We start from the raw sequence: 22,922 nt of genomic DNA, 5'->3' as shown, positions 1-22,922 counted from the left end.
GTCTGGCCGGGACGGGATGGTGAGGATGGGCTGCAAAGGAGTTTGCCCATGTCTTTGTCCCCCTCCATCAGCCCCGTGGTCACGCCGTCCTCGCGCCGCTACGACCTCGACTGGCTGCGCATTATCGTCTTCATTTTGCTGATCTTTTATCACATCGGCATGTATTTCAACACAGAGGGCTGGCACGCCAAGAGCCTGCACGCCAATGATGCGATGGAGCCCCTGATGTGGCTCTCCAGCCCCTGGCGCCTGCCCCTGCTTTTCTTCATTTCCGGGGTCGCGATCCGCTATCTCGGCGACAAACTGGGTGCCGGACGCTTTGCCCTGGACCGGACCTGGCGGCTCTTCCCGGTCATCCTGTTCGGCATGTTCGTGATCGTGCCGCCGCAGACCTGGTCCGAATTGCGGATCGCCGGCGAGATCGGGCCGGACTGGTGGGATTTCTACCGCCAATATGCCGGTCAATGGGAAGGGCCCTGGCCGGTCTTCACCCCGACCTGGAACCATCTTTGGTATGTCGCCTATCTCTTCGTCTACTGTCTGCTTCTGGCGCCGCTCCTGCCGCTCCTGCGCGCCGGATCGGACAGCCGGGTGATGCAGACGCTGGGGCGCTGGGCCTCGGCCAACTGGATCGGCTCGCTGGGCCTGATCATCCTGCCCCTGGCACCCTTCATCCTTTACCGCTTCACCATCGTGCCGATGTTCCCGACCACGCATGATCTGACCGGGGATTGGGCCAATCATGCCGGCTCGCTCACCATCCTGCTCTACGGCTATGCCTTTGCCCGCAATGAGGGTCTCTGGAAGGCCATCGACCGCGCCTTTCCGCTGGTGGCGGGCGTGACGGTGACGCTCTTCGTCCTGCTCTATGCGGCTTATACGGATTTCGATTGGGTCGCCGAGCGGTCCTACCTGCTCTGGCCGGCCCGGGTGGCGCGGATCGTCTTTGCCTGGTCGATCATCCTGACCCTGCTGGGCGCGGCCCGGCGCTGGCTGAATACGGACGGGCCGTTGCGCCGCTATCTCACCCAGGCGGTCTTTCCCTATTACATCCTGCACCAGACCATCACGGTCATGGCGGGCTATGCCCTGCGCCAGGCGGGCCTGGATGTCTGGACGGAGTTCTTCATCCTGGTTTCAGTGACGGCTGGCGGCTGTGTTCTCGGCTTCGAGATTGTTCGCCGCATTCCCCTTCTGCGCCCGGTCATGGGGCTGAAATTCTCGCCGGACCCGATCCGCAAACCGGTCAACAGACCTGCCGCTGCGGAATAAGATTACAGAAAGTTTAGGGGATGGGCGGCGGAAGCCGCCTATCTTCCTTCCCGAAATCCATTCGGGGGGGACACATGATCCGATCAATCTTCAAGCTGGGCCTCGGCCTGGCCGCCGCCACCGCACTGACATCCACCAGCCTGGCGCAGGAAACCTATCGTCTGCCGCCGCAGGACCTGGTCGATATTGTCGATGCGGCACCCTCGCCCTGGACCTCGCTTTCCCCGGCCGATGACACGCTGCTTCTCATGCACCGTGAAGCCCTGCCGCCGGTCGCCGAACTGGCCCGGCCGATGGAACGCCTCGCCGGTCTGCGCCTGGATGCCACGCTGAATGGCCGCCATGGTCCGCGCTCGATTGTCGGTCTTTCCTTCATCGATCTGGAAACCGGTACGGAACGCCGCGTCGATCTTCCCGATGATGCCGGCATTTCCAACACGTCCTGGTCGCCGGACGGCTCCCAGCTCGCCTTCGTAATGACGCGCAATGACACGCTCAGCCTCTGGGTGGTCGATGTGGATACGGCGCGTGCACGCCAACTGGTGCGGTCCGGCGTGAATGCGGTCTTCTCGCCGATCTCCTGGATGCCGGATGGCGAGCGTATCCTGGTGAAACTGGTGGACCCGGACCGCGGCGACATGCCGGTTGAGCCGCGTGTGCCCGCCGGTCCGGTGATCCAGGAAGCCTCCGGCTATGAAGCGCCCGTGCGTACCTATCAGGACTTGCTGGAAGACGAGCATGATGCCGCGCTCTTTGCCTGGCTGGCGACGGCGCAGCTGGCCCTGGTCAATACGACCGGCCGGGCCCGTGTCCGTGAGCTTGGCGAGCCGGGCCTGTATTATTCCGCCGCCCCGGCCCCGGGCGGCGATTACATCCTGGTCGGCGAGATGGAACAGCCCTTCTCCTATCAGGTGCCCTGGTATTCCTTCCCGGACCGCACCTTCGTGATCGATCTCGACGGTGATGAAGTCGCCACGATTGCCCGCCAACCCCTGGCCGATAATGTGCCGATCGGTGGCGTTGTCACGGGCCGTCGCTCCATTGGCTGGCAGGCCAGTCATGAAGCCCGCCTGACCTGGGCCGAAGCCCTCGATGGCGGTGATCCGCGCGCCGAGGCCGACCAGCGCGACAGTGTCTGGGCCCTGGCTGCGCCCTTTGACGGTGAGCCGGTGGAAATCCTGCGCACGGAAGACCGCTATTACGGCACCCAATTCACCGAAATCGGCCAGACCGGCTTTTCCATGGAGTATGACCGCGATACGCGCGTTATTCGCCGCTGGCTGGTAGACTTTGCTGATCCGTCCGTCGAGCCCCGTCTGGCGGAAGAGCGCAATTACCAGGACCGTTATGCCAATCCCGGCTCGGCCCTGACCGTGCGCAATGAATTCGGCCAGACCGTGGTCGGTGTCCATGACGGCTATATGTATTTCGCCGGTGATGGTGCCACGCCGGACGGCGACCGCCCCTTCCTCAACCGGGTCAGCTTTGAAACCTTCGAGACCGAAGAAATCTGGCGCAATTCCGGTGAGAATTATGAAGAGGTGATCGGGCTTGTGGAGCCGGATGCTTCCTCTTTCCTCACCAGCTGGGAAGATCCGACCACGCCGGCCAATGTGCGCTGGCACCGGACGGGCGAGGAGACGGTGCAGATCACCGATTTTGCCAATCCGCACCCCCAGCTCAACGAAATCACCCGCCAGCTGATCACCTATGAGCGTGAGGATGGCGTCCCGCTCTCCGCCACGCTCTACCTGCCCGCCGACTATGAAGAGGGCGACACCCTGCCAGTCCTCGTCTGGGGCTATCCGCTGGAATATAATGACGCCTCGACCGCGGGTCAGGTATCCGGCTCGCCCTATGAGTTCGCCCGCCTCGCCGGCACGAGCCCGCGCTTCCTGGTGACCCAGGGCTATGCCCTGCTGGAAAACGCCACCATGCCCATCGTCGGTGATGATCCGGAAACGGTGAATGACACTTTTATCCACCAGCTCGTCCTCTCGGCGGAGGCCGCGCGCGATGTCACGGTGGAGATGGGCTTTGGCGATGGCGAGCGTCTGGCGATTGCCGGTCACTCCTACGGCGCCTTCATGACCGCCCACCTTCTGGCGGCCTCCGACGTCTTCCGCGCCGGGATCGCGCGCTCCGGCGCCTATAACCGCACCCTGACGCCCTTCGGCTTCCAGTCGGAACGCCGGACCTTCTGGCAGGCGCCCGAGGTCTATTTCGAGCTCTCACCCTTCATGCATGCCGACCAGATCGACGAGCCCATGCTCATGATCCACGGCCAGATGGACAATAATTCGGGCACCTACCCGATGCAGTCCGAACGCATGTATGCCGCCGTCAAAGGCAATGCCGGCACGGCCCGCCTGGTCATGCTGCCCTATGAAAGCCACGGCTATCGCGCCCGCGAAAGCGTCCTCCACGTGCTGGCGGAGAGCATCGACTGGCTGGATCGCTGGGTGAAGCCGGAAGTGGACCCGATGGGGGAGGAAGAGGCTGGGGAGTAGGGAACCCGTTTCTGCTCTCTTCACGGGGGGCGATGGTGACCAGTGAAGAGAGCAAGCGATGAAGGGAAGCGACTGAATGTCCCGATTATGCTGGGTCTTTGTGCTCTTACTCGTGACCGCCTTGGCCGTTTCTGGCTGTGCGACGCCATCGCGAACCCGGAATTATGAGGGCACGCCAGAAGGCTTGCGGGCTGCCAGTGAGCGCGTTTTGTCGCTACCGGACGGCATGTCGGCGATGTTCTCGGCGCGCTATTCGGGTGATCCGGCTTCCCCGGCATTCGTCGAATTCCAGCATGTCGCATCGCCAGGTATCATCAGCCGAATTGAGGCTGGTGAGGTCGAGATCATCGCCATTTCAATGATCGACAGGGACAGCCGGGACTATCGCCTTGTCGAGTATGAGGCATCCTTGGAGGGGCTCGAGCGTGCCCGGCAGGTCTATCAGGCCTTGCCTCGAGAGCAGCGCAGAAATGCCGGTATCATTGGCGTCCACTCCCTCTCCGATCAGGCGCCGACTGAGACTGTCTGGCAGTGGCGCCAATCACCGGCGCTGTATGTGACGCCGGATTATGTTTGCGGCAGTGAGGGCGCGCGCTCCTGTTTTCATCGCGATGATATCCGCCGAATCTATTGGCAATTCGGGCGGGCTGGATACCAAATCGTCGAGCCGGGCGAAAACCTTGTTGAGACCTTGCGGGCGCTGCGCAAGGACGGGCAGGCACCGGTTCACCTTGAAGTCCGCGGCTTGGCCGGATCGGCTCGTTCTGTTTCCATTCAGTCTGTTGACGAGATCGGCGACCTGGAGTTTTGCGGTTCGATGAGGCGTCTGTACGAGGACGCCCAGCGTCAATGCTTGCCCTTTGCGCAGGTGGAAAGTTTTGAGGTCTGGGACAGGCATCGGTCGGCGGGCGAGCGCGCTGCGCAGGGTGCGCTGCTTCCCTTCCACTTCCTGGGCGCTGTCGGGATGGCGACCATCATGGCGGCCGACGGCGGCGGCTAGGCTACCCAACAAAAAACCCGCCGACATCGCCGGCGGGGTTTTTCATGTTCGTTTGTCGGTGACGCTTAGTCGTCGCCCAGATCTGGCACGGCCACCGCGTGGAAGCCGGCGTCGACATGCAGCGTTTCGCCCGTGCAGGAGAAGCCGAGATCGGAGAGGAGGTAGAGCGCCGCACCGGCCACGCCTTCCATCTTCGTGTCCTGCTTCATCATCGACCATTCGCGGCCGGTCTTCATCAGGGATTTGCCGCCGGAAATGCCGGCCATGGCCAGGGTGCGCATCGGGCCGGCCGACAGCGCGTTGACGCGGATGTCCTGCGGGCCGAGATCGCGGGCCATGTAGCGCGTGGAAGCTTCCAGCGCGGCCTTGGCGACACCCATGACATTATAGGACGGCACAACGCGCTCGGAGCCCAGATAGGTCAGCGTGATCATGGATCCGCCATTGGGCATGAGATGGGAGGCGCGCTTGCCCGCATCCACGAAGGAGAAGGCGGAGATTTCCATCGCCCGGCGCCAGCCCTCGCGGGTGGTGTTCTCGGTGAAGGAACCGACCAGCTCATCCTTGCCGGCAAAGGCAATGGCGTGGACCAGGAAGTCGATCGTGCCCCACTTGTCTTCCAGCGCCTTGAAACAGGCATCCATGGAGGCGTCATTGGTGACGTCGGCCTGAACCATGAAGGGTTCGCAGGGCAGGCTTTCCACCAGCGGCTTCACCCGGCGTTCCAGCGCTTCATCCTGGTAGGAGAAGGCAATCTCGGCGCCCTGGGCAGCCAATTGCTGGGCAATGCCCCAGGCAATCGAGTTCTTGTTGGCCACGCCCATGACAAGACCGCGCTTGCCCTTCATCAGCTCGCCGGCCGGGAAAACAGTATCGCTCATCGTGACATCCCCTCTGGATCAGATGCGATCTTAGACTTTTTCGAACACCACGGTGCCGTTCGTGCCGCCGAAGCCGAAAGAGTTCGACATGGCGGTTTTCAGTTCGGCGTCGCGGGTCTCGGTGATGATCGGCAGGTTCAGCGCCGCGATGTCCGGGTCCATTTCGAACACGTTGATCGACGGCGCGACAAAGCCCTCGCGCATCATCAGCAGGGTGTAGACGGCTTCGTGCACACCGGCCGCGCCGAGCGAGTGGCCCGTCATCGACTTGGTGCCGGAGATCATCGGCGCATTATCGCCGAAGACTTCCTTGACCGCCTGCATTTCCTTGATGTCGCCAACCGGCGTCGCGGTGGCGTGCGGGTTCAGGTAATCGATCGGATTCTTGACCGTTTCCATCGCCAGCTTCATCGAGCGCACGGCCCCTTCGCCGGACGGGGCGACCATGTCGTAACCGTCCGAAGTGGCGCCATAGCCGGTGACTTCAGCGATGATGTTCGCGCCGCGTGCCTTGGCCCGCTCATACTCTTCCAGCACGACGACACCGGCGCCGGCACCGCCGACGAAACCGTCGCGGTCCTTGTCGAAAGCGCGCGAGGCCTGTTCCGGTGTGTCATTGTATTTGGTGGACATGGCGCCCATCGCGTCGAACAGGTTGGAGAGGCCCCAATGGATCTCTTCGCAACCGCCGGCGAACATCACGTCCTGCTTGCCCCACTGGATCTGTTCGGCGGCCGCGCCGATGCAGTGCAGGGAGGTCGTGCAGGCGGAGGTGATGGAATAGTTCACGCCCAGGATCTTGAACGGCGTGGCCAGCGTGGCCGAGGCCGTCGAGCTCATCGCCTTGGGCACGGCAAACGGACCGATGCGGCGCGGACCCTTGTCGCGGGTGATGTCCGCGGCCTGGATGATCGTGCCGGCGGACGGACCGCCCGAACCCATGATGATGCCGGTGCGCGGATGGGAGATGTCACTCTCTTCCAGCCCGGCTTCGGCGATGGCCTGTTCCATGGCCATGTAATTCCAGCCGGCACCTTCCGACATGAAGCGGTAGACCCGCTTGTCGACATGCTCTGCCGGGTCGATCGTCGGCTTGCCGCCGACATGACATTTGAAATTGTGCTCGACAAAGCTGTCCATGCGGCCAATGCCGCTCTTGCCAGCTTTCAGGGAGCGCGTGACTTCCTCGGCATTATTGCCGATCGGGGAAATCACGCCGAGGCCGGTGATGACTACACGACGCATTGGGGGTCTCCTCGGAAGGGTCAGGCCATTTCGCCGGGCTTGAACAGGCCCACGCGCAGATCCTTGGCGGTATAGATGGTTTTGCCGTCAGCTTCGACACGTCCGTCGCCGATCGCCATGATCAGGCGGCGCTGGATGACGCGCTTCAGATCGATGACATAGCGCACCAGCTTTGTGTCCGGCGTGATCTGGCCGGTGAATTTCACTTCGCCCACGCCCAGGGCGCGGCCCTTGCCGGGATTGCCTTTCCAGCACAGGAAGAAGCCAACCAGCTGCCACATGGCGTCGAGGCCGAGGCAGCCCGGCATCACCGGATCGCCCTTGAAGTGGCATTCGAAGAACCAGAGATCCTTCTTGATATCCAGCTCGGCCACGATCTGGCCCTTGCCGTATTCCCCGCTCTCGTCATCGATGTGGAGAATGCGGTCCATCATCAGCATCGGCGGCGCGGGAAGCTGGGCATTCTCAGGCCCCCACATCTCGCCTTCGCTGGAAGCGATCAATTCGTCGTAGGTAAAGGAACTCTGGCGGTCAGTCATATGGCCGGTCGGTTGCGCCGCAAAAGCACGGCTCGGGCCGGCTCCGGGCTGGTCATGAAAACCCGGCTGCCAAGGCTGTCCGGGTGGGGTTAGGGCAGAGCGGTATCATGCGCGCGTGAGGCGCTCAAGGCGGGGTTGCCGTCACCCGGCGCGCCGGCGGTCTCGTCGGCACCCCGTTCTTCGGGATAGACGCCCCACAAAGTCTGCGTCTGGACCCAGCCGCGATAGCCTTGGGCCTCGACCCGGCACCAGCCGGTCCGGCAGCGTTCCAGGGCCAGGACCACGCCGGCTTCGGCCACGGCCTCGACCGGCGATTCGGCATTGTCGCGGGCGTGCAGGGGCGTGTCGTCGAGGGTGAAGACGGAACGGCGGCCTGACAGGATGGAGCGGTGCATCCAGGTCACCTCGCCGCCCGGATCGCGCACGCGGCGCCAGTCCGGCGTCTCCGCGATCACTTCCATGGGCAGGCCGGCCTGGACATAACGCCAGGCAATCGGATGCGAGGAAGACGGGCCGGAGCGGCCATTGGCCACATCCACTTTCAGCGACACAAAGCGCGGCACCTGTTGGCCGGACGGCGTATCCGGCGCTGTTTCCTGAGCCTGGATGGAAACCGGCAGAACAAGGGCAAGCAAGAGGGCGAGAATACCGCGCATGGTGACAGACTCCTTCCCCCGCTTTCTCGCCCTTTCAGGGTTATTAGGCCGTAAATTTCATGCCGTTCGCAGAAGTGTGATGGTGAAAACCGCGCGTGCGACCCTATATGTGATCCGACCGGCCTGTGCCGGACCCAGTTTTTCAGGGAGGGGAAATCATGAGTTTTCGTCTGGCAATCACCAGTGTGGCCGCGCTTCTGACGGCCGGCGTGCCGATGGCGGGCCTGGTCACCAGCGCCGCATCGGCCCAGCAGGAGGCCCCCGAGGTCACCCCGACCGATCTCGGCGATGGCCTCTACATGCTCACCACCGGGATTGCGGGCAATCTGGCCCTGCTGACCGGCGAGGACGGCGCGGTCATGGTGGATGACCAGCTGCCCAATACGGGTGAGCTGATCGAAGGCGCCGTGGTCGAGATCGCCGGTGCCGAAGCGCCGCGCTTCATCGTCAATACGCACTGGCATGGCGACCATGTCGGCGGCAACGCGCACTTCGCCGAGCGCGGTGCCACGATTGCCGCGCACCACAATATCCGCAGCCGGATCGACGCCTCCGAAGCCGAATGGGCCCAGGGGCCGGCCATGCTGCCGATCATCACTTTCGGCCAGGATCTGACCTTCCACATGAATGGTCAGACTGTTGAAGTCGTCCACGTCCCGAACGCCCACACGGATGGCGATGCCTTCGTCTATTTCCGTGAAGCCGACGTGCTGCACATGGGCGATGTCATGTTCTCCGGCCTCTTCCCCTATATCGACCTGTCGGCCGGTGGCTCCGTGGATGGCTATATCGCCGCCATGGAACAGGCGCTCGCCATGGTCGGTGAGGACACCCGCATCATTCCGGGTCACGGCCCGCTCTCCGGCCCGGCCGAGCTGGAAGCCTCCATTGCCATGGTCCGCGAAGCCGCCTTCCGCGTCCGCACCCTCGTCGAGGGCGGCGCCGATCTGGAGGCCCTGCGCGAAGCGGAACCGCTTGCCGACCTCCATGATGACTGGAATTGGGGCTTCATCTCCACCGACCGCTTCCTGCAGACCCTCTACAATGACGCAGTCGGCAACGACTATTCCTACGAATAGGTAAGCGCTTGCCCGGTCACGTGAAATTCGTGACCAAGATTTAAGCCACCGACCAGTTTCCGGTGAGACAGGAGGCCCTACATAACAGGGCATGGTCTCACCGGAACAACCCCCCATCGATCCGCGTCAAACACCTCCGGCCCGCCCGCCTGCGCGGCGCCGTCCGCTCGGCTTCATGGCGGGGCTGGGCGCTGGTCTGTGCCTCTGGCTGATAATCGGGCTGGCCACGGCCAATATCGCCCTCGGCATCCTCTTCGGCCTCATACCGGGCCTCGCCATCGGCATCGGCCTCCAGATCACGGCTCAGCGCGACTGATCGCATCTCCCCCGGTTTCGCGAAAGGGTTGCAGACCGTCCGCGGGGCGGCCTAACCTGCCGTTTCTGGGGGATATCATGCTTGCTGTTTTGCGTTTGGCGGCCGTTTGGGCGGCCGTCTTCATGGCGATTGTGCCGATCGGGGTGTTCCGGGCCGAGGCGCAGCGCATTCCGTCCATGGGCGAGGGGGCCATTGAGGACTATCTCCGCCACGTCACCCTCTTGCCCCGTTTTCTCAACGCCCGGCTGTCGCCCAGCGGCCGTTTTCTCCTGCTCATCGAACAGGCTCAGTTCGAGAGCGAGGAAGACACAGTCCTCATTTTCGATTTCGAGGCTCCGGAAGGGCAGCCCATGGGCCGCCGGATTTCCGTCGGAACCAATCGCGTGCAATGGGTCGAGTGGGCGAATGAAGACCGGTTCCTGATCGCCATTGCGCCCCGCAATGCGCGATCATCCTGGCGTCTTGTCGGCCATCGCGGGCGGTTTGAGTACACCATCCCCCAATCGCGCGTGCTCACCATTGATCGCGAGACCCTGCAGCGTGTCGCCGTCCTGTTCGATAATGAAGAGGGCGAGCTGGGTGATCATGTCACGACCATGCGCAGCAATGTGACGGATTTCATGCCGGATGATCCGGACCACATCCTGATGCCGAGCACGGTCCGTGACCGCTACAGTCTTTACCGGGTCAATATCGAGACCGGTCATGCCGAGCTTGTCGAGCGGGGGAATGACCGGACCGTGGCCTGGTTCAGCGCTCATGGTGAAGCCGTGATCCGGGTTGATGAAAGCGCGCGCGGCGAACATTTGCGCTTTCATGCCCGCACCGGCCGCAACGGGTCCTGGCGTCGCATCAACACGGTCAGGACGCTGCAATTATTTGGTGGCCAGCCGGATTTTGAATGGGCGGGCCCGTCGCCGACGCCGGGTGAAATCCTGGTCCGGGCTCGGCCGGACGGTGCCGAGTATTTCGGCATCTATCGCTATGACCTTGCCAATGACCGCTTCCTGGGCGTTGTGGATGTCCGCGATGACTACGATATCGAGACCGCCCTGATTCATGGTGGGACCGGTGAATATGCGGGCTATGCCTATCACGACACCCAATTGCGCTATGAATTCGCGGATCCGGTCTTTTCAGCCCGCTATGCCAGCGTGGTCGAGGCCTTCGGCGAAGACCGGGTGGTCCAGCCCGTCTCGATCAGCGAGGCGCGCTTGGTGGTGCTTGTTTCAGGCCCGACCGAGCCAGGCACCTATTACATGTATGACGCGGCCACGGGTCTGATCGATGAATTGGTGGCCGTGAACGAGCAGTTGGCGGGTGATGCGCTGCGGCCGATGGAAACCGTGAGCTACACGGCCAGCGATGGTGTCGAGATCACCGGCTATCTGACCTCTCCGCGGACCGGCAGCCACGCAACCACACCGCTTGTTGTGATGCCGCATGGTGGACCGGAAGTCCGCGATACGCGTCAGTTCGACCCGGTCGTCCAGTATCTGGCTGCCCACGGCTATACGGTGTTCCAGCCGAATTATCGGGGCTCGTCCGGCTTCGGACGCACCTTCGCAGAAGCGGGCTACCGCCAATGGGGCCGGCGGATGCAGGATGATGTGTCGGATGGTGTCCGCTGGTTGATCGAAACCGGGCGTGCGGACCCGGAACAGATCTGTATCGTCGGTTTCAGCTATGGCGGATACGCGGCCTTGGCCGGGGCCACGCTCACCCCCGAACTCTACCGCTGCGCCATAGCCGGCGGCGCCGTCACAGACCTGGATGCCTTCCTGGAATGGAAGGACGAGTTCAGCCGGGAAGTGAGTGATTACTGGGTCGGACAATTGGGTGAGCGCCGGGCCGACCGCGATTTCATCCGGCAGACCTCACCGGTTCACCTCGCCGATCAGGCTGCCATCCCGATCTACCTGTTTCACGGTATCGAGGATGGCGTCGTACCGGTTGACCAGTCCCGTGCCATGGCAGAGGCTCTTGAAGCCGCAGGCGCTGACTATGTCTATGAAGAAGTCGCGGAACTCGGCCATTCTTGGGGTTATAGCCGTCAGTTCGTGCTGACCATGCGCAATCTGGCCGCCTTTCTTGACGACGCCATGGACGGCCAAATCGACACATTCAATCCGCATGCCGGAAAGCCTGCGACGGACGAGGACTAAGCGCCGCACACCGGGCAGGCCGGGTCCTTCGCCAGTTTCACGGTCCGGCTGTCCATGCCCAGCGCGTCGAGCAGGAAGATGCGGCCGTCCAGCGTCTCGCCGGCGCCGCAGACATGCTTGATCGCTTCCAGCGCCATCATCGAGCCGATCACGCCCGTCAGGGCGCCGACAATGCCGACGCGGGCGCAGGTTTCCGCGTCCGGCGGAACTTCCGGCACCCAGCAGCGATAGCAGGGGGCAGCGGCGGAGGCGTTGAACAGGGCGACTTGTCCATCCCAGCGTCCAACTGCGCCGGAGATCAGTGGAATGTCCAGCGCCCGACAGGCGGCATTCACGGCAAAGCGCGTCTCGAAATTGTCGCAGCCATCGAGGACCAGATCGGCTCCCTCGATCAGAGCCTGCGCATTGTCATCGTCCAGCGCAGCGGTCACGGCCGTGACCGCCGTGCCCGGATTGAGGGCAACCAGCGCCTTGGCACCGGTCTCCGCCTTTGGCGCGCCGACATCGGCCGTGCGGAACAGGATCTGGCGCTGCAGATTGTCCAGGCTGACCGTGTCCGGATCGATCAGGGTCAGCCGGCCGACCCCGGCGGCTGCCAGGTAGAGCGCGGCCGGTGCGCCCAGCCCGCCTGCGCCGATCAGCACGGCATGCGTCTTGCCCAGCGCCTGCTGGCCCGGCCCGCCGATCTCGCGCAGCACGATGTGGCGCGCAAAGCGTTCGATATCGATCTCGTCTGTCATGTCCGACAGGTGCGCCATCCCGGCGTGCGGATCAAGCGCCGGGATTTGACGGGCGCAGCGAAAGGCCCCGTGATAGCGTGATCGTGAAGCATCAAGCGAGGGATGATCCGGATGAAACGAGGATGTCTTGCTGTCCTGGCGGGCCTCTTCCTGGCCGCCTGCAGCACGGTGCAAACCGATCGGCCGCTGCCCGCCTATATCGGCATGAGCCGTGCGCAGCTGGAAGCCGAACTTGGCAATACGGCGCGCCAGTCCGTGGATGATCAGGGCCGTACAATCCTCACCTACACGATTGATCTGGGTGAACCGGCGGAGCAGCGCGCCGCCCTGCCCCTGGCCCCCTCCTATTGCACGCAGGGCACGCCCAGCCGGGGCGAGTATGACCGGCGCCATTATGACCGCTGCTCCCGGCCCGAACCCAATCCGGTCCGGCCCAACCCGTCAGCCTTTATCTGTCCGGTCAGTTTCACCCTGGATGGAGAATCTGTTGCGGATGTGCATGTGGACGGTCCGGGCTGCAGTCGCAATTCCGACCGGGACGGCGTGCGCGGCCTGTTCCGGCGGGTGCGTCATGACCGCCGCCATGATGCCGCGACCGGCTAGGCTTTTGCCGCAAACACCGTCAGTTTGAGCCCATGACCAGCGTCTCCCAGCTTGCGGCCGCGCGGCCCTCCCTGTCCGACCATCAGGAACGCCTGCTGGATTGGCTGGCGAGTGCGCGGCCCAATGTCTTCATCACGGGCCGGGCGGGTACGGGCAAGACCACGCTGATGCGCGAATTCCTGCGCCGGGCGGGCAATCGGGCGGCGGTCATCGCGCCAACCGGCGTCGCCGCGATGCAGGCGGGTGGGCAGACCATCCATTCCTTCTTCCATTTCCCGCCGCGCATGATTGGTGCCCGTGATATCCGCAAGGTGCGCCATCGCCGCGTCGTGCAGGCGTTGGAAACCCTGGTCATCGACGAGATTTCCATGGTCCGCGCCGACATGATGTGGGCCATCGACCGGGCACTGCGGCTCAACCGGGAACGGGATGAGCCCTTCGGCGGGGTGCAGATTGTGCTGGTGGGCGATCTCGCCCAACTGCCACCGGTCGTGCAGGGCGCCGAGGCGGAATACCTGGAGGCGACCTTTGGCGGGCCCTTTTTCTTCCATCCGCCCAGCTTCCGTGATGCCGGCTTTTCCTATGTCGAGCTGGAACAGGTCTTCCGCCAGACGGACGAGTATTTCATCAACATCCTCAACGCGGTCCGCGACGCCAATCTCAATAATGACGAGGCCGCTGATCTGAACGACCGCGTGACAGGCCGGTCCGGTCTGGAAGCCTCGCTCACCCACATCGTACTGACCGCCACTAATGAAGCCGCTTGGCGTATCAATCAGGCGCGTCTGGAAGGCCTGGCCACGCCGGGCCGTTCTTTCGAGGCCAAGGTGGAAGGCCAGTTCGATCCGCGCCTGTTCCCGGGCGAGGAACCGCTCACCCTCAAGATCGGCGCAAGGGTCATGCTGACCCGCAATGATCCCCAGGGCCGCTGGGTCAATGGCACGCTGGGGGAGGTGGAAGGCTTTGACGAGAAAGCCGTCCGCGTCCGCATCGGGGACACCACCCATGCGGTCGAGGCCCAGAAATGGGAGCGCAATGCTTATGCCTTCGATCCGGAAAAGCAGGCGCTGACCAAGACCACAGCGGGCAGTTTCACCCAGTATCCGCTGCGGCTGGCCTGGGCGATGACGATCCACAAGGCCCAGGGCCTCACCCTGGACAAGGTCTATCTCGACCTCGCCCGCCGCCTTTTCGCGCACGGCCAGGCCTATGTCGCCCTGTCCCGCGCCCGCTCGCTGGAAGGTCTGGAATTGTCACGTCCGCTTACGCCCGGCGACATCATCGCCGACCCGCGCATTTTCGATGTGAAAGCGTTTTGTGATCCGGCTCCGGCGAGTGTGGAAGCTTAGTCCGGAGGCTTTCTTCCCCATCTTATGGGGAAGTGGCCCGATGCAGGGCATCGGGTCGAAGGGGCGGCGCGAAGCGCCGAAAATCTAGCGGTTCACCGGCTTCGCCGGCCCCTCCACCCGGCATGCGCCGGGCACCTCCCCACAGTGTGGGGAGGAAAGCTTTACTCCTCGAACAGCGCCGTCGACAAATAACGCTCTGCAAAGCTGGCCAGGATCACGACGATCGTTTTGCCGGCCATGTCATCACGCTTGCCGACTTCCAGGGCTGCCTTGAGGGCTGCACCCGAGGAAATCCCGCCCGGCACGCCTTCCAGCTTGGCGGCTTCGCGCGCGAAGGCGAAGGCCTCCTCATTGGACACGGTGACGATCTCGTCGATCAGGCCGGTGTCCAGGATGTCCGGCACAAAGCCCGCGCCAATGCCCTGGATCTTGTGCGGCGAGGGATTGCCGCCAGAAAGGACCGGGCTGTCGGTCGGTTCCACGGCGACGACATGGAAGCCCGGCTTCTTGGCTTTCAGCACCTGACCGCAGCCGGTCAGCGTGCCACCGGTTCCAACCCCGGAGATCAGCACATCGGCCTCGCCGGCCGTGTCATTCCAGATTTCCATTGCGGTGGTTTCGCGGTGGATCGCCGGATTGGCCGGGTTGGAGAACTGGCTCGGCATCACGGCACCGGGCGTGGCGTCGATGATTTCCTGTGCCTTGGCGATCGCGCCTTTCATTCCCTTGGGCGCTTCGGTGAGGACCAGTTCTGCGCCCAGATGGGCCAGCAGTTTGCGGCGCTCGATCGACATGCTTTCCGGCATGGTGAGGATCAGGCGATGGCCGCGGGCCGCGGCGACAAAGGCCAGGGCGATACCCGTATTGCCCGAGGTCGGCTCGACCATGACGCTGCCTTCGCCCAGCTTGCCGGCGGCTTCCAGCGCATCGATCATCGCCACGCCGATCCGGTCTTTCACCGAGGCCAGCGGGTTGAAGAATTCCAGCTTCGCCAGGATGCGGGCCTTGGAGCCGTGCGCGTCGGCCAGCTTTTTCAGCTCGACAAGCGGCGTGTTTCCAACGGTTTCGTCAATCGAGGCATAGACGCGGCCGCGGCCGATCGGATCAGTCATGTTGGGTCTCCCATTTGGGTGGAGTTTAGAGCACGGGCCGTCGATGGCCACATCATGTCTGGTTTATTTCGTCCCCGTGGAGCCGAACCCGCCCGCCCCGCGTTCGGTCTCGTCGAGGCTGTCGGCGATTTCCCAGACGGCCTGGGTGACCGGGGCGATGATCATCTGGGCGATACGGTCGCCGCGCTGGACGGTGAATTCGGTCTGGCCGTGATTGATCAGATTGACCCGGATCTCGCCGCGATAATCGGCATCCACCGTGCCCGGCGTGTTGACGCAGGAAATGCCGTGCTTGGCGGCCAGGCCGGAGCGCGGACGCACCTGGGCTTCATAACCGGCGGGCAGGGCAATCGCGATCCCGACCGGGATCAGGCGCCACTCGCCCGGCGGAATGGAGACCGGCTCATCGGCGGGAACGGCTGCGCGCAAATCCATGCCGGCCGATTGCGGAGTCTCATAGGCCGGCAGGGCCAGGCCTTCATAATGCGGCAGGGGCAGGATTTTCACGGAGACGGTCATGGTCGGCTTCCCTCGGTCAGAATCGGCTGTGTGCATTGGGGCAGGCCTGCCGCACGGGGGCAAGCGCAAGCCCGGTTTTCCCCGCAAGTCTTCCACAGGCCAGCGCCGGTCTGTGGGGAGATGTGGATCAGTGTGGATAAATGCTAGAGCGCCGCTGCGATCTCTTCGGCCAGGGCGTCCGCAACGGCCTGTTTCGGCATGCGCGCCCAGCTCTCCACCCCGTCGGGCGTGACCAAATGGATGGCATTCTCCGTCCCGCCCATCACATCGCCGGACACATCATTCGCCACGATCCAGTCACAGCCCTTGCGAATGCGCTTGGCCTTGGCGAGGGCTTCCACATCGTGGGTTTCCGCGGCGAAACCGATCACGAGGCCGGGGCGCTGGGCATCGAGGTTGGAGATCGTCTTGAGAATGTCAGGGTTTTCCGTCAGCGGCAGGCTGCAGAAGTCCGACTTGTCCAGTTTCAGCTTCTTGTCGGCCCGCTCGGCCGGACGCCAGTCGGCAACAGCGGCCACCGCGATGAAGACATCGGCCGGCAGGGCCGTCTCGACCGCGGCCAGCATCTCCAGCGCAGTCTCGACATGCACGGTTTCCAGCCCGTCCGGATCGGCCAGCGCCGTCGGTCCGGCCACCAAGGTGACTTTCGCGCCCAGGGCGGCGCAGGCCTTGGCGATCGCATAGCCCTGCTGGCCGGAGGAATGATTGGAGATATAGCGGACCGGGTCGATCGGCTCGCGCGTCGGCCCGGCCGTGATCAGGACATGCCGCCCCTTCAGCGTGTCAGCCATTGAGACGGCCTTCGATCACTTCGGCGATGGCGATGGGGTCGGCCAGGCGTCCCGGACCAAACTCGCCGCAGGCCATCTCGCCCTCATCCGGTCCGATGAGTTGGACCCCGTCATTTGTCAGGGTTTTCAGATTCCGCTGCGTGGCGGGGTGTTCCCACATGCGCACATTCATCGCCGGCGCCATCAGCACCGGCTTGTCCGTGGCCAGGAGTGTGGTGGAGGCCAGGTCATTGGCCAGACCGTTGGCGGCCTTGGCCATCAAATCGGCCGTGGCCGGGGCCACAACGACGAGGTCGGCCGAGCGCGAGAGCTCGATATGGCCCATCTCCGCTTCATCGGTCAGGTCGAACAGATCGCTGTACACCTTGTCGCCGGACAGGGCGGACAGGCTCAGCGGCGTGACAAATTCTGCGCCCGCTTTGGTCAGGATGCAGCGGCTCGCAATGCCGCGCTTTTTCAGCTCGCGGATGAGTTCAAGGCTCTTATAGGCGGCGATACCACCACCAATGATCAGGAGGATGCGCGGTTCGGACAAGGACAGGCTCCCGGATTGACGGGCAAGAGGTAGCCGGTTTGTCACGATTTCCCAAGCGCCGGGAGCGCCGTGCGGATCAGGTTCCCGTGAGCAGGTGCTGAATCTTCACCACATCGCTGTCCAGCGCATTGCGCTTGTCCATGCGGTGGCGATGGAAGGCGCCCATCGTCTGCTCCATGTCGAACATGGTGATCCGCGTCAGTGCAATCAGGTCTTCCGGTGACAGTTTGCGGCGGTCCTGAGAGGCGATGTCGATGATCCGGGTGAGCAGGTTGGAATAGCCGGATGTGTAGACATGGGAGTCAAATTCCAGCTTCGCGTGACGTTCGCCCATCAGATCGGTCACCTGATAGTAGAAATCGTCGAAATGGCAGGAGAAGAGCCGGTCGCAATGCGACAGCATGCCGGCACTCAGATAGGTGATGTTCTCCGGAATTTCGTAATAGTGCGCGACTTCCGGATTGCCCATCAAATGGTCGAACAATCCATCCAGAGCCTGTTCCGCATAGGCCATGAGCCGCGGTTTCAGCCGCCGGATCCGGTCCGTCGTCTCTGTATCGAGCCGGAAGAATTCGCGCTGAAGCGCACGGTGTTCTTCGATGTCTTTGTGCAACCTGTTCATGAGAGACAGGTCTGCACACCTTTTCTTTAGGCGGCGTGTAAAGAAAAGCGAAAATTCTATCGAAACAGGTAAACCATCAGCCCGCCGAGCGCGGCAGCGCCGCCCAGCCAGGCGAGGCGCAGGGCCCAGGGGCGGATTTTCGGGCCGCCGCCCAGTTTCAGTTCACCGGCTTTCAGTTTGGTGGCGATGTCCGACCAGTCCTCGATCGCCTTGGGCAGGAGGCGGACCGCATCATGCAGGCGGACCAGGTCCTCGCCGAGATCGCGGATCCGGCCTTCCGGCCCCAGCTCCCGCCGCATCCAGCGTTCCACGATCGGAGCCGCGGCGCCCCACATGTCATGCTGCGGATCCAGTTGGCGGGCCACGCCCTCGCACTGGACCATGGTCTTTTGCAGCATCACCAGTTCCGGCCGCAGGCGCATGTCGAACAGGTCGGTGATCTCGAACAGCTGCAGCAGGACGCGCGACATCGGCACTTCGTCCGCCTTCTTGCCGAAGATAGGCTCGCCGACAGCGCGCAGGGCGCTGGCGAAATCATCGACCGAATGGTGCGCGGGCACATAGCCGGCGGCGAAATGCGCGCGGGCGGCGGCCTGGTAGTCACGGGTCAGGAAGCCGTGGAGGATCAGCGCCAGGAAGCGCCGTTCGGCCCGGCCGATCCGCCCCATGATCCCGAAATCGACCGCCCAGACATCGCCTGTCTCGTCGGCAAACAGGTTGCCGCCATGCATGTCGGCATGGAAGACGCCGCGATCCAGCGCGGTGGCCAGGAAGGCGCGGGTCAGTTTGGTTGCCAGGGCGGCACGGTCCAGCCCGCTGGCGGCCATCCGGTCCGTGTCCGAAAGCGGTATGGCGTCAATCCATTGCGTGGTCAGCACCTGTTTGGACGAGCGTTCCCAGTCGACATCGGGGATGTGATAGCCCTCTGCCACCGCAGACGCTTCTGCCAGTTCGGACGCAGCCGCCGCTTCCAGGCGCAGATCGGTCTCCACCGTCAGGGAACGCGACACGGTCTCCACAAATTTGCGCGGCTCCAGCCGCCGGCTCGCCGGAAAGAAGCGTTCAGCCAGGGCGGCGCCCAGGGAGAGGGTGCGGATGTCGCGGGCGATGCGTTTTTCAATGTCCGGACGCAGGATTTTTACTGCCACATCGCGCCCGTCCGGCGTCTTGGCCCGGTGCACCTGAGCAATCGAGGCGGCGGCAACCGGCGGTCCCAGCTCGGCGAACAGCGTGTCGGACTCATCGCCGAACTCCGCCTTGAGCACGGCGCGGGCCTTCTCGTCGCCGAAGGCCGGCATCTTGTCCTGCAGGCGCGCCAGTCCGCGGGCAAAGCGTTCACCCACGACATCACTGCGCGTGGCGAGAATCTGGCCGAATTTCACATAGGACGGGCCCATGCGTTCCAGCGCGCGCGCCAGGCGCTCACCCGGATTTTCCGCCTGATCCCGCCGCGCGAACAGGCGCAGTGTCGTGCCCAGAAGGCGGGCCGGGGCTGGATAGACGGACTGATACTCTGCCGGCAGCACCGCATCATGGCGCGCCAGGGTGAGAACGGCCCGCACAAGGCGGGCAAAGGAGGCGAGGCTGGACAACATCAAGGCCGGTTTAGTGTCCCGCAGCGCGCTTGGCGAGCGTGACGTGAAGTCGCGCGGGCGATGTGGTTGAGTTTTTTCCGCTTCACCGTAACTGGACGGATGGCGCACACGATCAAACTGGAAGCGGAAGGCCGCTGGGCTGACATATACTATCGGGGTGAAGTGCATTCCGATCATCCGGCCCAATTGATCGAGGCCATGGTGAAACTGCCGGGCTGGACGCCGCGCTGTGACCGCATCATCCACTATGATGATGCACAGCTGGGCGAGATGACAGCGCTGGAATTCCGGACTGCGGCAGCCCGGCTCCAGGACGTGATTACCCGCCATTACGGGCCGTCCCCGAATTTCTCTGTCCATGTCTGCAGCAATCCGATGCAGCGGCCCATCCTGGAATACTGGATGACGCTGGGGCGCTCGATCTATTCACCCGTTCTCAATCTGGTGGATACGGAAAAGGATGCCCGGGAATGGCTGGTCCGCCAGCGCGCGCCGGGCGGGGTGGCGGATCAGGCCCAACCCGTGTGAAGGGCGGCGATCCCGCCGGAGAAATTCGTATAGCTCACCCGGTTGAACCCGGCTTCGCGCAATTCGTCCGCAAAACTGTCCTGATCGGGGAAGCGGCGGATGGATTCCACCAGGTATTGATAGCTGTCACGATCCTTGGCGACCCATTCGCCGAGGGTCGGCATGACGTTGAAAGACCAGGCGTCGTAGATCTTTTCCCAGGCGCGGCTGGTCGGCCGGGTGAATTCCAGGCACAGGAAACGCCCACCCGGTTTCAGCACGCGGCGCATTTCCTTCAGCGCCGAAATGCGGTCGGTGACATTGCGGATGCCGGTCGAGATCGTCACGCAATGGGCGGAGCGGTCTTTCAGCGGCAAGCATTCCGCATTGCCCGTCACCCAGCTGATGCGTCCGGCCTGGGCCTCGCTGACGCCCCGCTTCACGCCCGCGCGCAGCATTTGCTCATTGATGTCCAGGACCACGGCTTCGGCCTTGCGCGGATCACCGCGGCGTTCGCCGGCACGGTCTGCCTTGGTCAGGAAGCTGCGAGCCAGATCGCCCGTGCCGCCCGCCACATCGATCAGGCGCTCGCCCGGCTGCGGATTGGCGCGGGTGATCACCATGTCCTTCCAGACCCGGTGCACACCGACGGACATCAGATCATTCATTAGGTCATAGCGACGTGCCGAACGGTCGAACACGCCGCGGACCAGGCCCGCCTTTTCGGTGCGGGGCACATCGGTGAAGCCGAAGGAAACGGTGTCTTGGGTCGAACGGTCGGTCATGGCGGCGAACATAGACGTCCTGCGTCGTGGCGGAAAGCGGGCCAAGCGGTTGCTTTTGTCGCAGGCCGTCTTGGGGCTGGCCTTCACCGAAAACGCTATCTATCAGTGGGTTCCAATTGTCCTGCACCAGAGGATGGTACCCGATCATGCCCGAGCTTCCCGAAGTTGAAACCGTGCGGCGCGGTCTGGTTCCCGCGATGGAAGGGCGCCGGATCGAGGCGGTTACGCTGAACCGGCCGGATCTGCGCTTTCCCTTTCCGGACCGGTTTGCCGAACGCCTGACGGGGCGGCGGGTGGAGCGGCTCGACCGGCGGGCGAAATATCTCCTGATCCGCCTGGATGACGGGACCAGCCTGCTGTCACATCTGGGCATGTCGGGCCGATATTCGATCGAGGCGGAGGCTGGCACGCGCCAGCCGGGCGATTTCGTCCACGCCGAACCGGCCAATCCGCGCCACGACCATGTCGTGCTGGCGATCGAGGGCGGCGTGACGGTGCGCTATAATGATCCGCGCCGCTTCGGCTTCATGACGCTGTATGAAACCGCCCGGGAAGAGGCGCAGCCCTTCCTCGCAGGGCTTGGGCCGGAGCCAAACTCCAATGCCTTCTCTGCCGCCTATCTGGATGAGGCGCTGGCCGGGCGCAAGACGCCGATCAAGGCGGCCCTGCTGGACCAGCGCATCGTCGCGGGTCTGGGCAATATCTATGTCTGTGAGGCTCTGCACCGGTCCGGCATCTCGCCACGGCGGCAGGCGGCCAGCATCCCCGGCAAGCGGGCAGCCCGGCTGGCGCCGGAAGTCCGTGCCGTGATCGATGAAGCCATTGCCTCAGGCGGATCCACGCTCAAGGATTTCGCCGCCGCTGACGGTGCTCTGGGCTATTTCCAGCACCGTTTCCGCGCTTATGGCCGCGAGGGCGAGCCCTGTCCCAATCCCGGTTGCGAAGGCCAGATCCGCCGTATCGTCCAATCCGCGCGTTCAACCTTTTTTTGCCCCTCCTGCCAGCGATAGGGGGCTAGGCCCGGCAAGACGGGAAAGCGCAGGCTGGGTTCCCGGCATGCTTTTGCCGTCATCTCGCCTATAAGCTGTGTCACACAGTGACACCCTGATATGGAGTTCTCGCCCATGAGCCTTGTTCCCACGCTTCGCCGCTCGGCGGCCGCCCTCGGGTTTTCAGCCGGCCTCGCCATCGGTCTGGCCGTGCCGGCGCAGGCCCAGGAAGGTGTCGATTATGCGGCCATCGAGGCCAGTCCGGCGCTTTGGCATGTCGGCGATGCGGATTCCGACATCTATATTTTTGGCACATTCCACATCCTGCCGGCCGATCTGGACTGGCAGTCCGACACCGTGATGCAGGCCTTCGAGGCCTCCGACGTCCTGATGCTGGAAGCGGATGTCCATTCTCCGGAGGCCCAGCAGGTGATGCAGGGGCTCATCCCCCAACTGGCCTTCAATCCGCCCGGCGTGACCCTGTCCTCCATGCTGGACGAGGAAGGCCGGGCGCTGCTGAACGAAATCGCCCCGCAATTGGGCGCCGCTCCGGCCATGCTGGAGCCGATGCGCCCCTGGTTTGCCCAGGTCGTTCTGGCCGTCGGCCAGATGCAGCAAATGGGGTTCGATCCCAATGCCGGTGTCGAGATGCGCCTTCTGCAGGCGCGCCCGGGTGACATGACCATGGATTATTTCGAAACCGCCGAAGAACAGCTCGGCTTCCTGGCGGGCCTCTCCGACGAGATCCAGGCGGCTGGCCTGGTGGAAAGCCTGCGGGAGATGGAACGCCTTCCCGAACAGCTCGACGAGATGGTGCTGGCTTGGGCTGAAGGTGACATGGAAGCGATCAATACCCTCCTCCTGGAACAGATGCAGGGCGAGGCACCGGACGTCTATGACGCCATCATCGTGCAGCGGAACCATGCCTGGATTCCGCAAATCCTGGAGCGTCTGGAGGGTGAGGGGGCCTATTTCATCGCGGTCGGAGCCGGCCATTTGCCCGGCGATGAAGGCGTCATCGAGCTCCTGCGTGAGCACGGTCTCAGCGTGACGCGCCAATAGGCAGACCCGCGCCGCCATGACTCTTGTAGGGTTCCCGGTATCGACGCTGG

The 22,922-nt window shown here is 63.7% G+C and carries 21 protein-coding genes and 1 pseudogene; 10 read left to right on the top strand and 12 right to left on the bottom strand.

What is annotated here, in order from left to right; all coding sequences use genetic code 11:
- Positions 1-48: 48 nt before the first annotated feature.
- From I0K07_RS01710 to I0K07_RS01700, 3 genes are all read left to right on the top strand, one after another.
- Positions 49-1,272 (top strand): acyltransferase family protein, encoded by a 1,224-nt coding sequence (locus I0K07_RS01710; protein WP_203290932.1) that lies wholly within the window; start codon positions 49-51, stop codon positions 1,270-1,272.
- Positions 1,273-1,346: 74 nt separating this feature from the next.
- Entirely contained in the window at positions 1,347-3,782 is a 2,436-nt protein-coding gene (locus I0K07_RS01705; protein ID WP_203290931.1) for a prolyl oligopeptidase family serine peptidase, read from the top strand.
- A 76-nt stretch (positions 3,783-3,858) separates the two neighbouring features.
- On the top strand, positions 3,859-4,782 hold the full coding sequence (locus I0K07_RS01700; protein WP_203290930.1) for a hypothetical protein: 924 nt from the start codon (positions 3,859-3,861) through the stop codon (positions 4,780-4,782).
- A gap of 65 nt (positions 4,783-4,847) precedes the next feature.
- Here the strand turns inward: I0K07_RS01700 and I0K07_RS01695 are convergent, their stop codons facing one another.
- The 4 genes from I0K07_RS01695 to I0K07_RS01680 form a co-directional block, all read right to left on the bottom strand.
- Positions 4,848-5,663 carry an enoyl-ACP reductase FabI gene (locus I0K07_RS01695; RefSeq protein ID WP_203290929.1) on the bottom strand — a complete coding sequence of 272 codons (816 nt, stop codon included), beginning with the start codon at positions 5,661-5,663 and terminating at the stop codon, positions 4,848-4,850.
- A 30-nt stretch (positions 5,664-5,693) separates the two neighbouring features.
- Positions 5,694-6,908, bottom strand: a complete 1,215-nt coding sequence (gene fabB, locus I0K07_RS01690) for a beta-ketoacyl-ACP synthase I (RefSeq protein ID WP_203290928.1) — start codon at positions 6,906-6,908, stop codon at positions 5,694-5,696.
- 20 nt (positions 6,909-6,928) lie between these two features.
- The gene (gene fabA, locus I0K07_RS01685; protein WP_203290927.1) at positions 6,929-7,447 is read right to left on the bottom strand and encodes a 3-hydroxyacyl-[acyl-carrier-protein] dehydratase FabA; all 519 of its coding nucleotides are present in this window, start codon (positions 7,445-7,447) and stop codon (positions 6,929-6,931) included.
- Positions 7,448-7,536: 89 nt separating this feature from the next.
- Positions 7,537-8,103, bottom strand: coding sequence for an SH3 domain-containing protein (locus I0K07_RS01680; RefSeq protein ID WP_203290926.1), 567 nt, complete (start codon positions 8,101-8,103; stop codon positions 7,537-7,539).
- A 158-nt stretch (positions 8,104-8,261) separates the two neighbouring features.
- Here I0K07_RS01680 and I0K07_RS01675 point away from each other — a divergent pair, with 158 nt between their 5' ends.
- On the top strand, positions 8,262-9,182 hold the full coding sequence (locus tag I0K07_RS01675; RefSeq protein ID WP_203290925.1) for an MBL fold metallo-hydrolase: 921 nt from the start codon (positions 8,262-8,264) through the stop codon (positions 9,180-9,182).
- A 97-nt stretch (positions 9,183-9,279) separates the two neighbouring features.
- Here the strand turns inward: I0K07_RS01675 and I0K07_RS01670 are convergent, their stop codons facing one another.
- Positions 9,280-9,504: a hypothetical protein gene (locus I0K07_RS01670; RefSeq protein WP_203290924.1), complete on the bottom strand. Its 225-nt coding sequence runs from the start codon at positions 9,502-9,504 to the stop codon at positions 9,280-9,282.
- Between the two features lie 71 nt (positions 9,505-9,575).
- On the opposite strand from I0K07_RS01670, the gene I0K07_RS01665 reads away from it, so the two are divergent.
- Complete coding sequence (locus I0K07_RS01665; protein ID WP_203290923.1) at positions 9,576-11,663, top strand: alpha/beta hydrolase family protein; 2,088 nt, start codon at positions 9,576-9,578, stop codon at positions 11,661-11,663.
- Here I0K07_RS01665 and I0K07_RS01660 read toward each other — a convergent pair.
- Positions 11,660-12,421 (bottom strand): HesA/MoeB/ThiF family protein, encoded by a 762-nt coding sequence (locus I0K07_RS01660; RefSeq protein WP_238934379.1) that lies wholly within the window; start codon positions 12,419-12,421, stop codon positions 11,660-11,662. The genes I0K07_RS01665 and I0K07_RS01660 overlap by 4 nt on opposite strands.
- A 93-nt stretch (positions 12,422-12,514) precedes the next feature.
- On the opposite strand from I0K07_RS01660, the gene I0K07_RS01655 reads away from it, so the two are divergent.
- Together I0K07_RS01655 and I0K07_RS15930 are read left to right on the top strand one after the other, a co-directional pair.
- Positions 12,515-13,006, top strand: coding sequence for a hypothetical protein (locus I0K07_RS01655; protein ID WP_203290922.1), 492 nt, complete (start codon positions 12,515-12,517; stop codon positions 13,004-13,006).
- Between the two features lie 32 nt (positions 13,007-13,038).
- Positions 13,039-14,355: an ATP-dependent DNA helicase gene (locus I0K07_RS15930; RefSeq protein ID WP_203290921.1), complete on the top strand. Its 1,317-nt coding sequence runs from the start codon at positions 13,039-13,041 to the stop codon at positions 14,353-14,355.
- A 161-nt stretch (positions 14,356-14,516) separates the two neighbouring features.
- On the opposite strand, the gene cysK is transcribed toward I0K07_RS15930, so the two are convergent.
- From cysK to ubiB, 5 genes and pseudogenes are all read right to left on the bottom strand, one after another.
- Positions 14,517-15,467: a cysteine synthase A gene (cysK, locus tag I0K07_RS01645; RefSeq protein WP_203290920.1), complete on the bottom strand. Its 951-nt coding sequence runs from the start codon at positions 15,465-15,467 to the stop codon at positions 14,517-14,519.
- 63 nt (positions 15,468-15,530) lie between these two features.
- Positions 15,531-15,986, bottom strand: a complete 456-nt coding sequence (dut, locus tag I0K07_RS01640; protein ID WP_203290919.1) for a dUTP diphosphatase — start codon at positions 15,984-15,986, stop codon at positions 15,531-15,533.
- Between the two features lie 143 nt (positions 15,987-16,129).
- Positions 16,130-17,312: pseudogene (gene coaBC / locus I0K07_RS16080) on the bottom strand (bifunctional phosphopantothenoylcysteine decarboxylase/phosphopantothenate--cysteine ligase CoaBC).
- Between the two features lie 76 nt (positions 17,313-17,388).
- On the bottom strand, positions 17,389-17,934 hold the full coding sequence (locus tag I0K07_RS01630) for a protoglobin domain-containing protein (RefSeq protein ID WP_203290918.1): 546 nt from the start codon (positions 17,932-17,934) through the stop codon (positions 17,389-17,391).
- 56 nt (positions 17,935-17,990) lie between these two features.
- Positions 17,991-19,529 (bottom strand): 2-polyprenylphenol 6-hydroxylase, encoded by a 1,539-nt coding sequence (ubiB, locus tag I0K07_RS01625; RefSeq protein ID WP_203290917.1) that lies wholly within the window; start codon positions 19,527-19,529, stop codon positions 17,991-17,993.
- A 66-nt stretch (positions 19,530-19,595) separates the two neighbouring features.
- On the opposite strand from ubiB, the gene I0K07_RS01620 reads away from it, so the two are divergent.
- The gene (locus tag I0K07_RS01620) at positions 19,596-20,057 is read left to right on the top strand and encodes a hypothetical protein (RefSeq protein WP_203290916.1); all 462 of its coding nucleotides are present in this window, start codon (positions 19,596-19,598) and stop codon (positions 20,055-20,057) included.
- Here the strand turns inward: I0K07_RS01620 and I0K07_RS01615 are convergent.
- Positions 20,039-20,821, bottom strand: coding sequence for a class I SAM-dependent methyltransferase (locus tag I0K07_RS01615; protein ID WP_203290915.1), 783 nt, complete (start codon positions 20,819-20,821; stop codon positions 20,039-20,041). The genes I0K07_RS01620 and I0K07_RS01615 overlap by 19 nt on opposite strands.
- 146 nt (positions 20,822-20,967) lie before the next feature.
- Between I0K07_RS01615 and mutM the strand changes: the two genes are divergently transcribed.
- Positions 20,968-21,831, top strand: a complete 864-nt coding sequence (gene mutM / locus I0K07_RS01610; protein ID WP_203290914.1) for a bifunctional DNA-formamidopyrimidine glycosylase/DNA-(apurinic or apyrimidinic site) lyase — start codon at positions 20,968-20,970, stop codon at positions 21,829-21,831.
- Between the two features lie 114 nt (positions 21,832-21,945).
- Positions 21,946-22,872 (top strand): TraB/GumN family protein, encoded by a 927-nt coding sequence (locus I0K07_RS01605; RefSeq protein ID WP_203290913.1) that lies wholly within the window; start codon positions 21,946-21,948, stop codon positions 22,870-22,872.
- Positions 22,873-22,922: the final 50 nt, after the last annotated feature.

This window comes from Maricaulis parjimensis, assembly GCF_016817355.1.
Taxonomy (GTDB): domain Bacteria; phylum Pseudomonadota; class Alphaproteobacteria; order Caulobacterales; family Maricaulaceae; genus Maricaulis; species Maricaulis parjimensis.
Note: the sequence above shows the minus strand (reverse complement) of the source record. Positions and strands in the feature narration are given on the sequence as shown.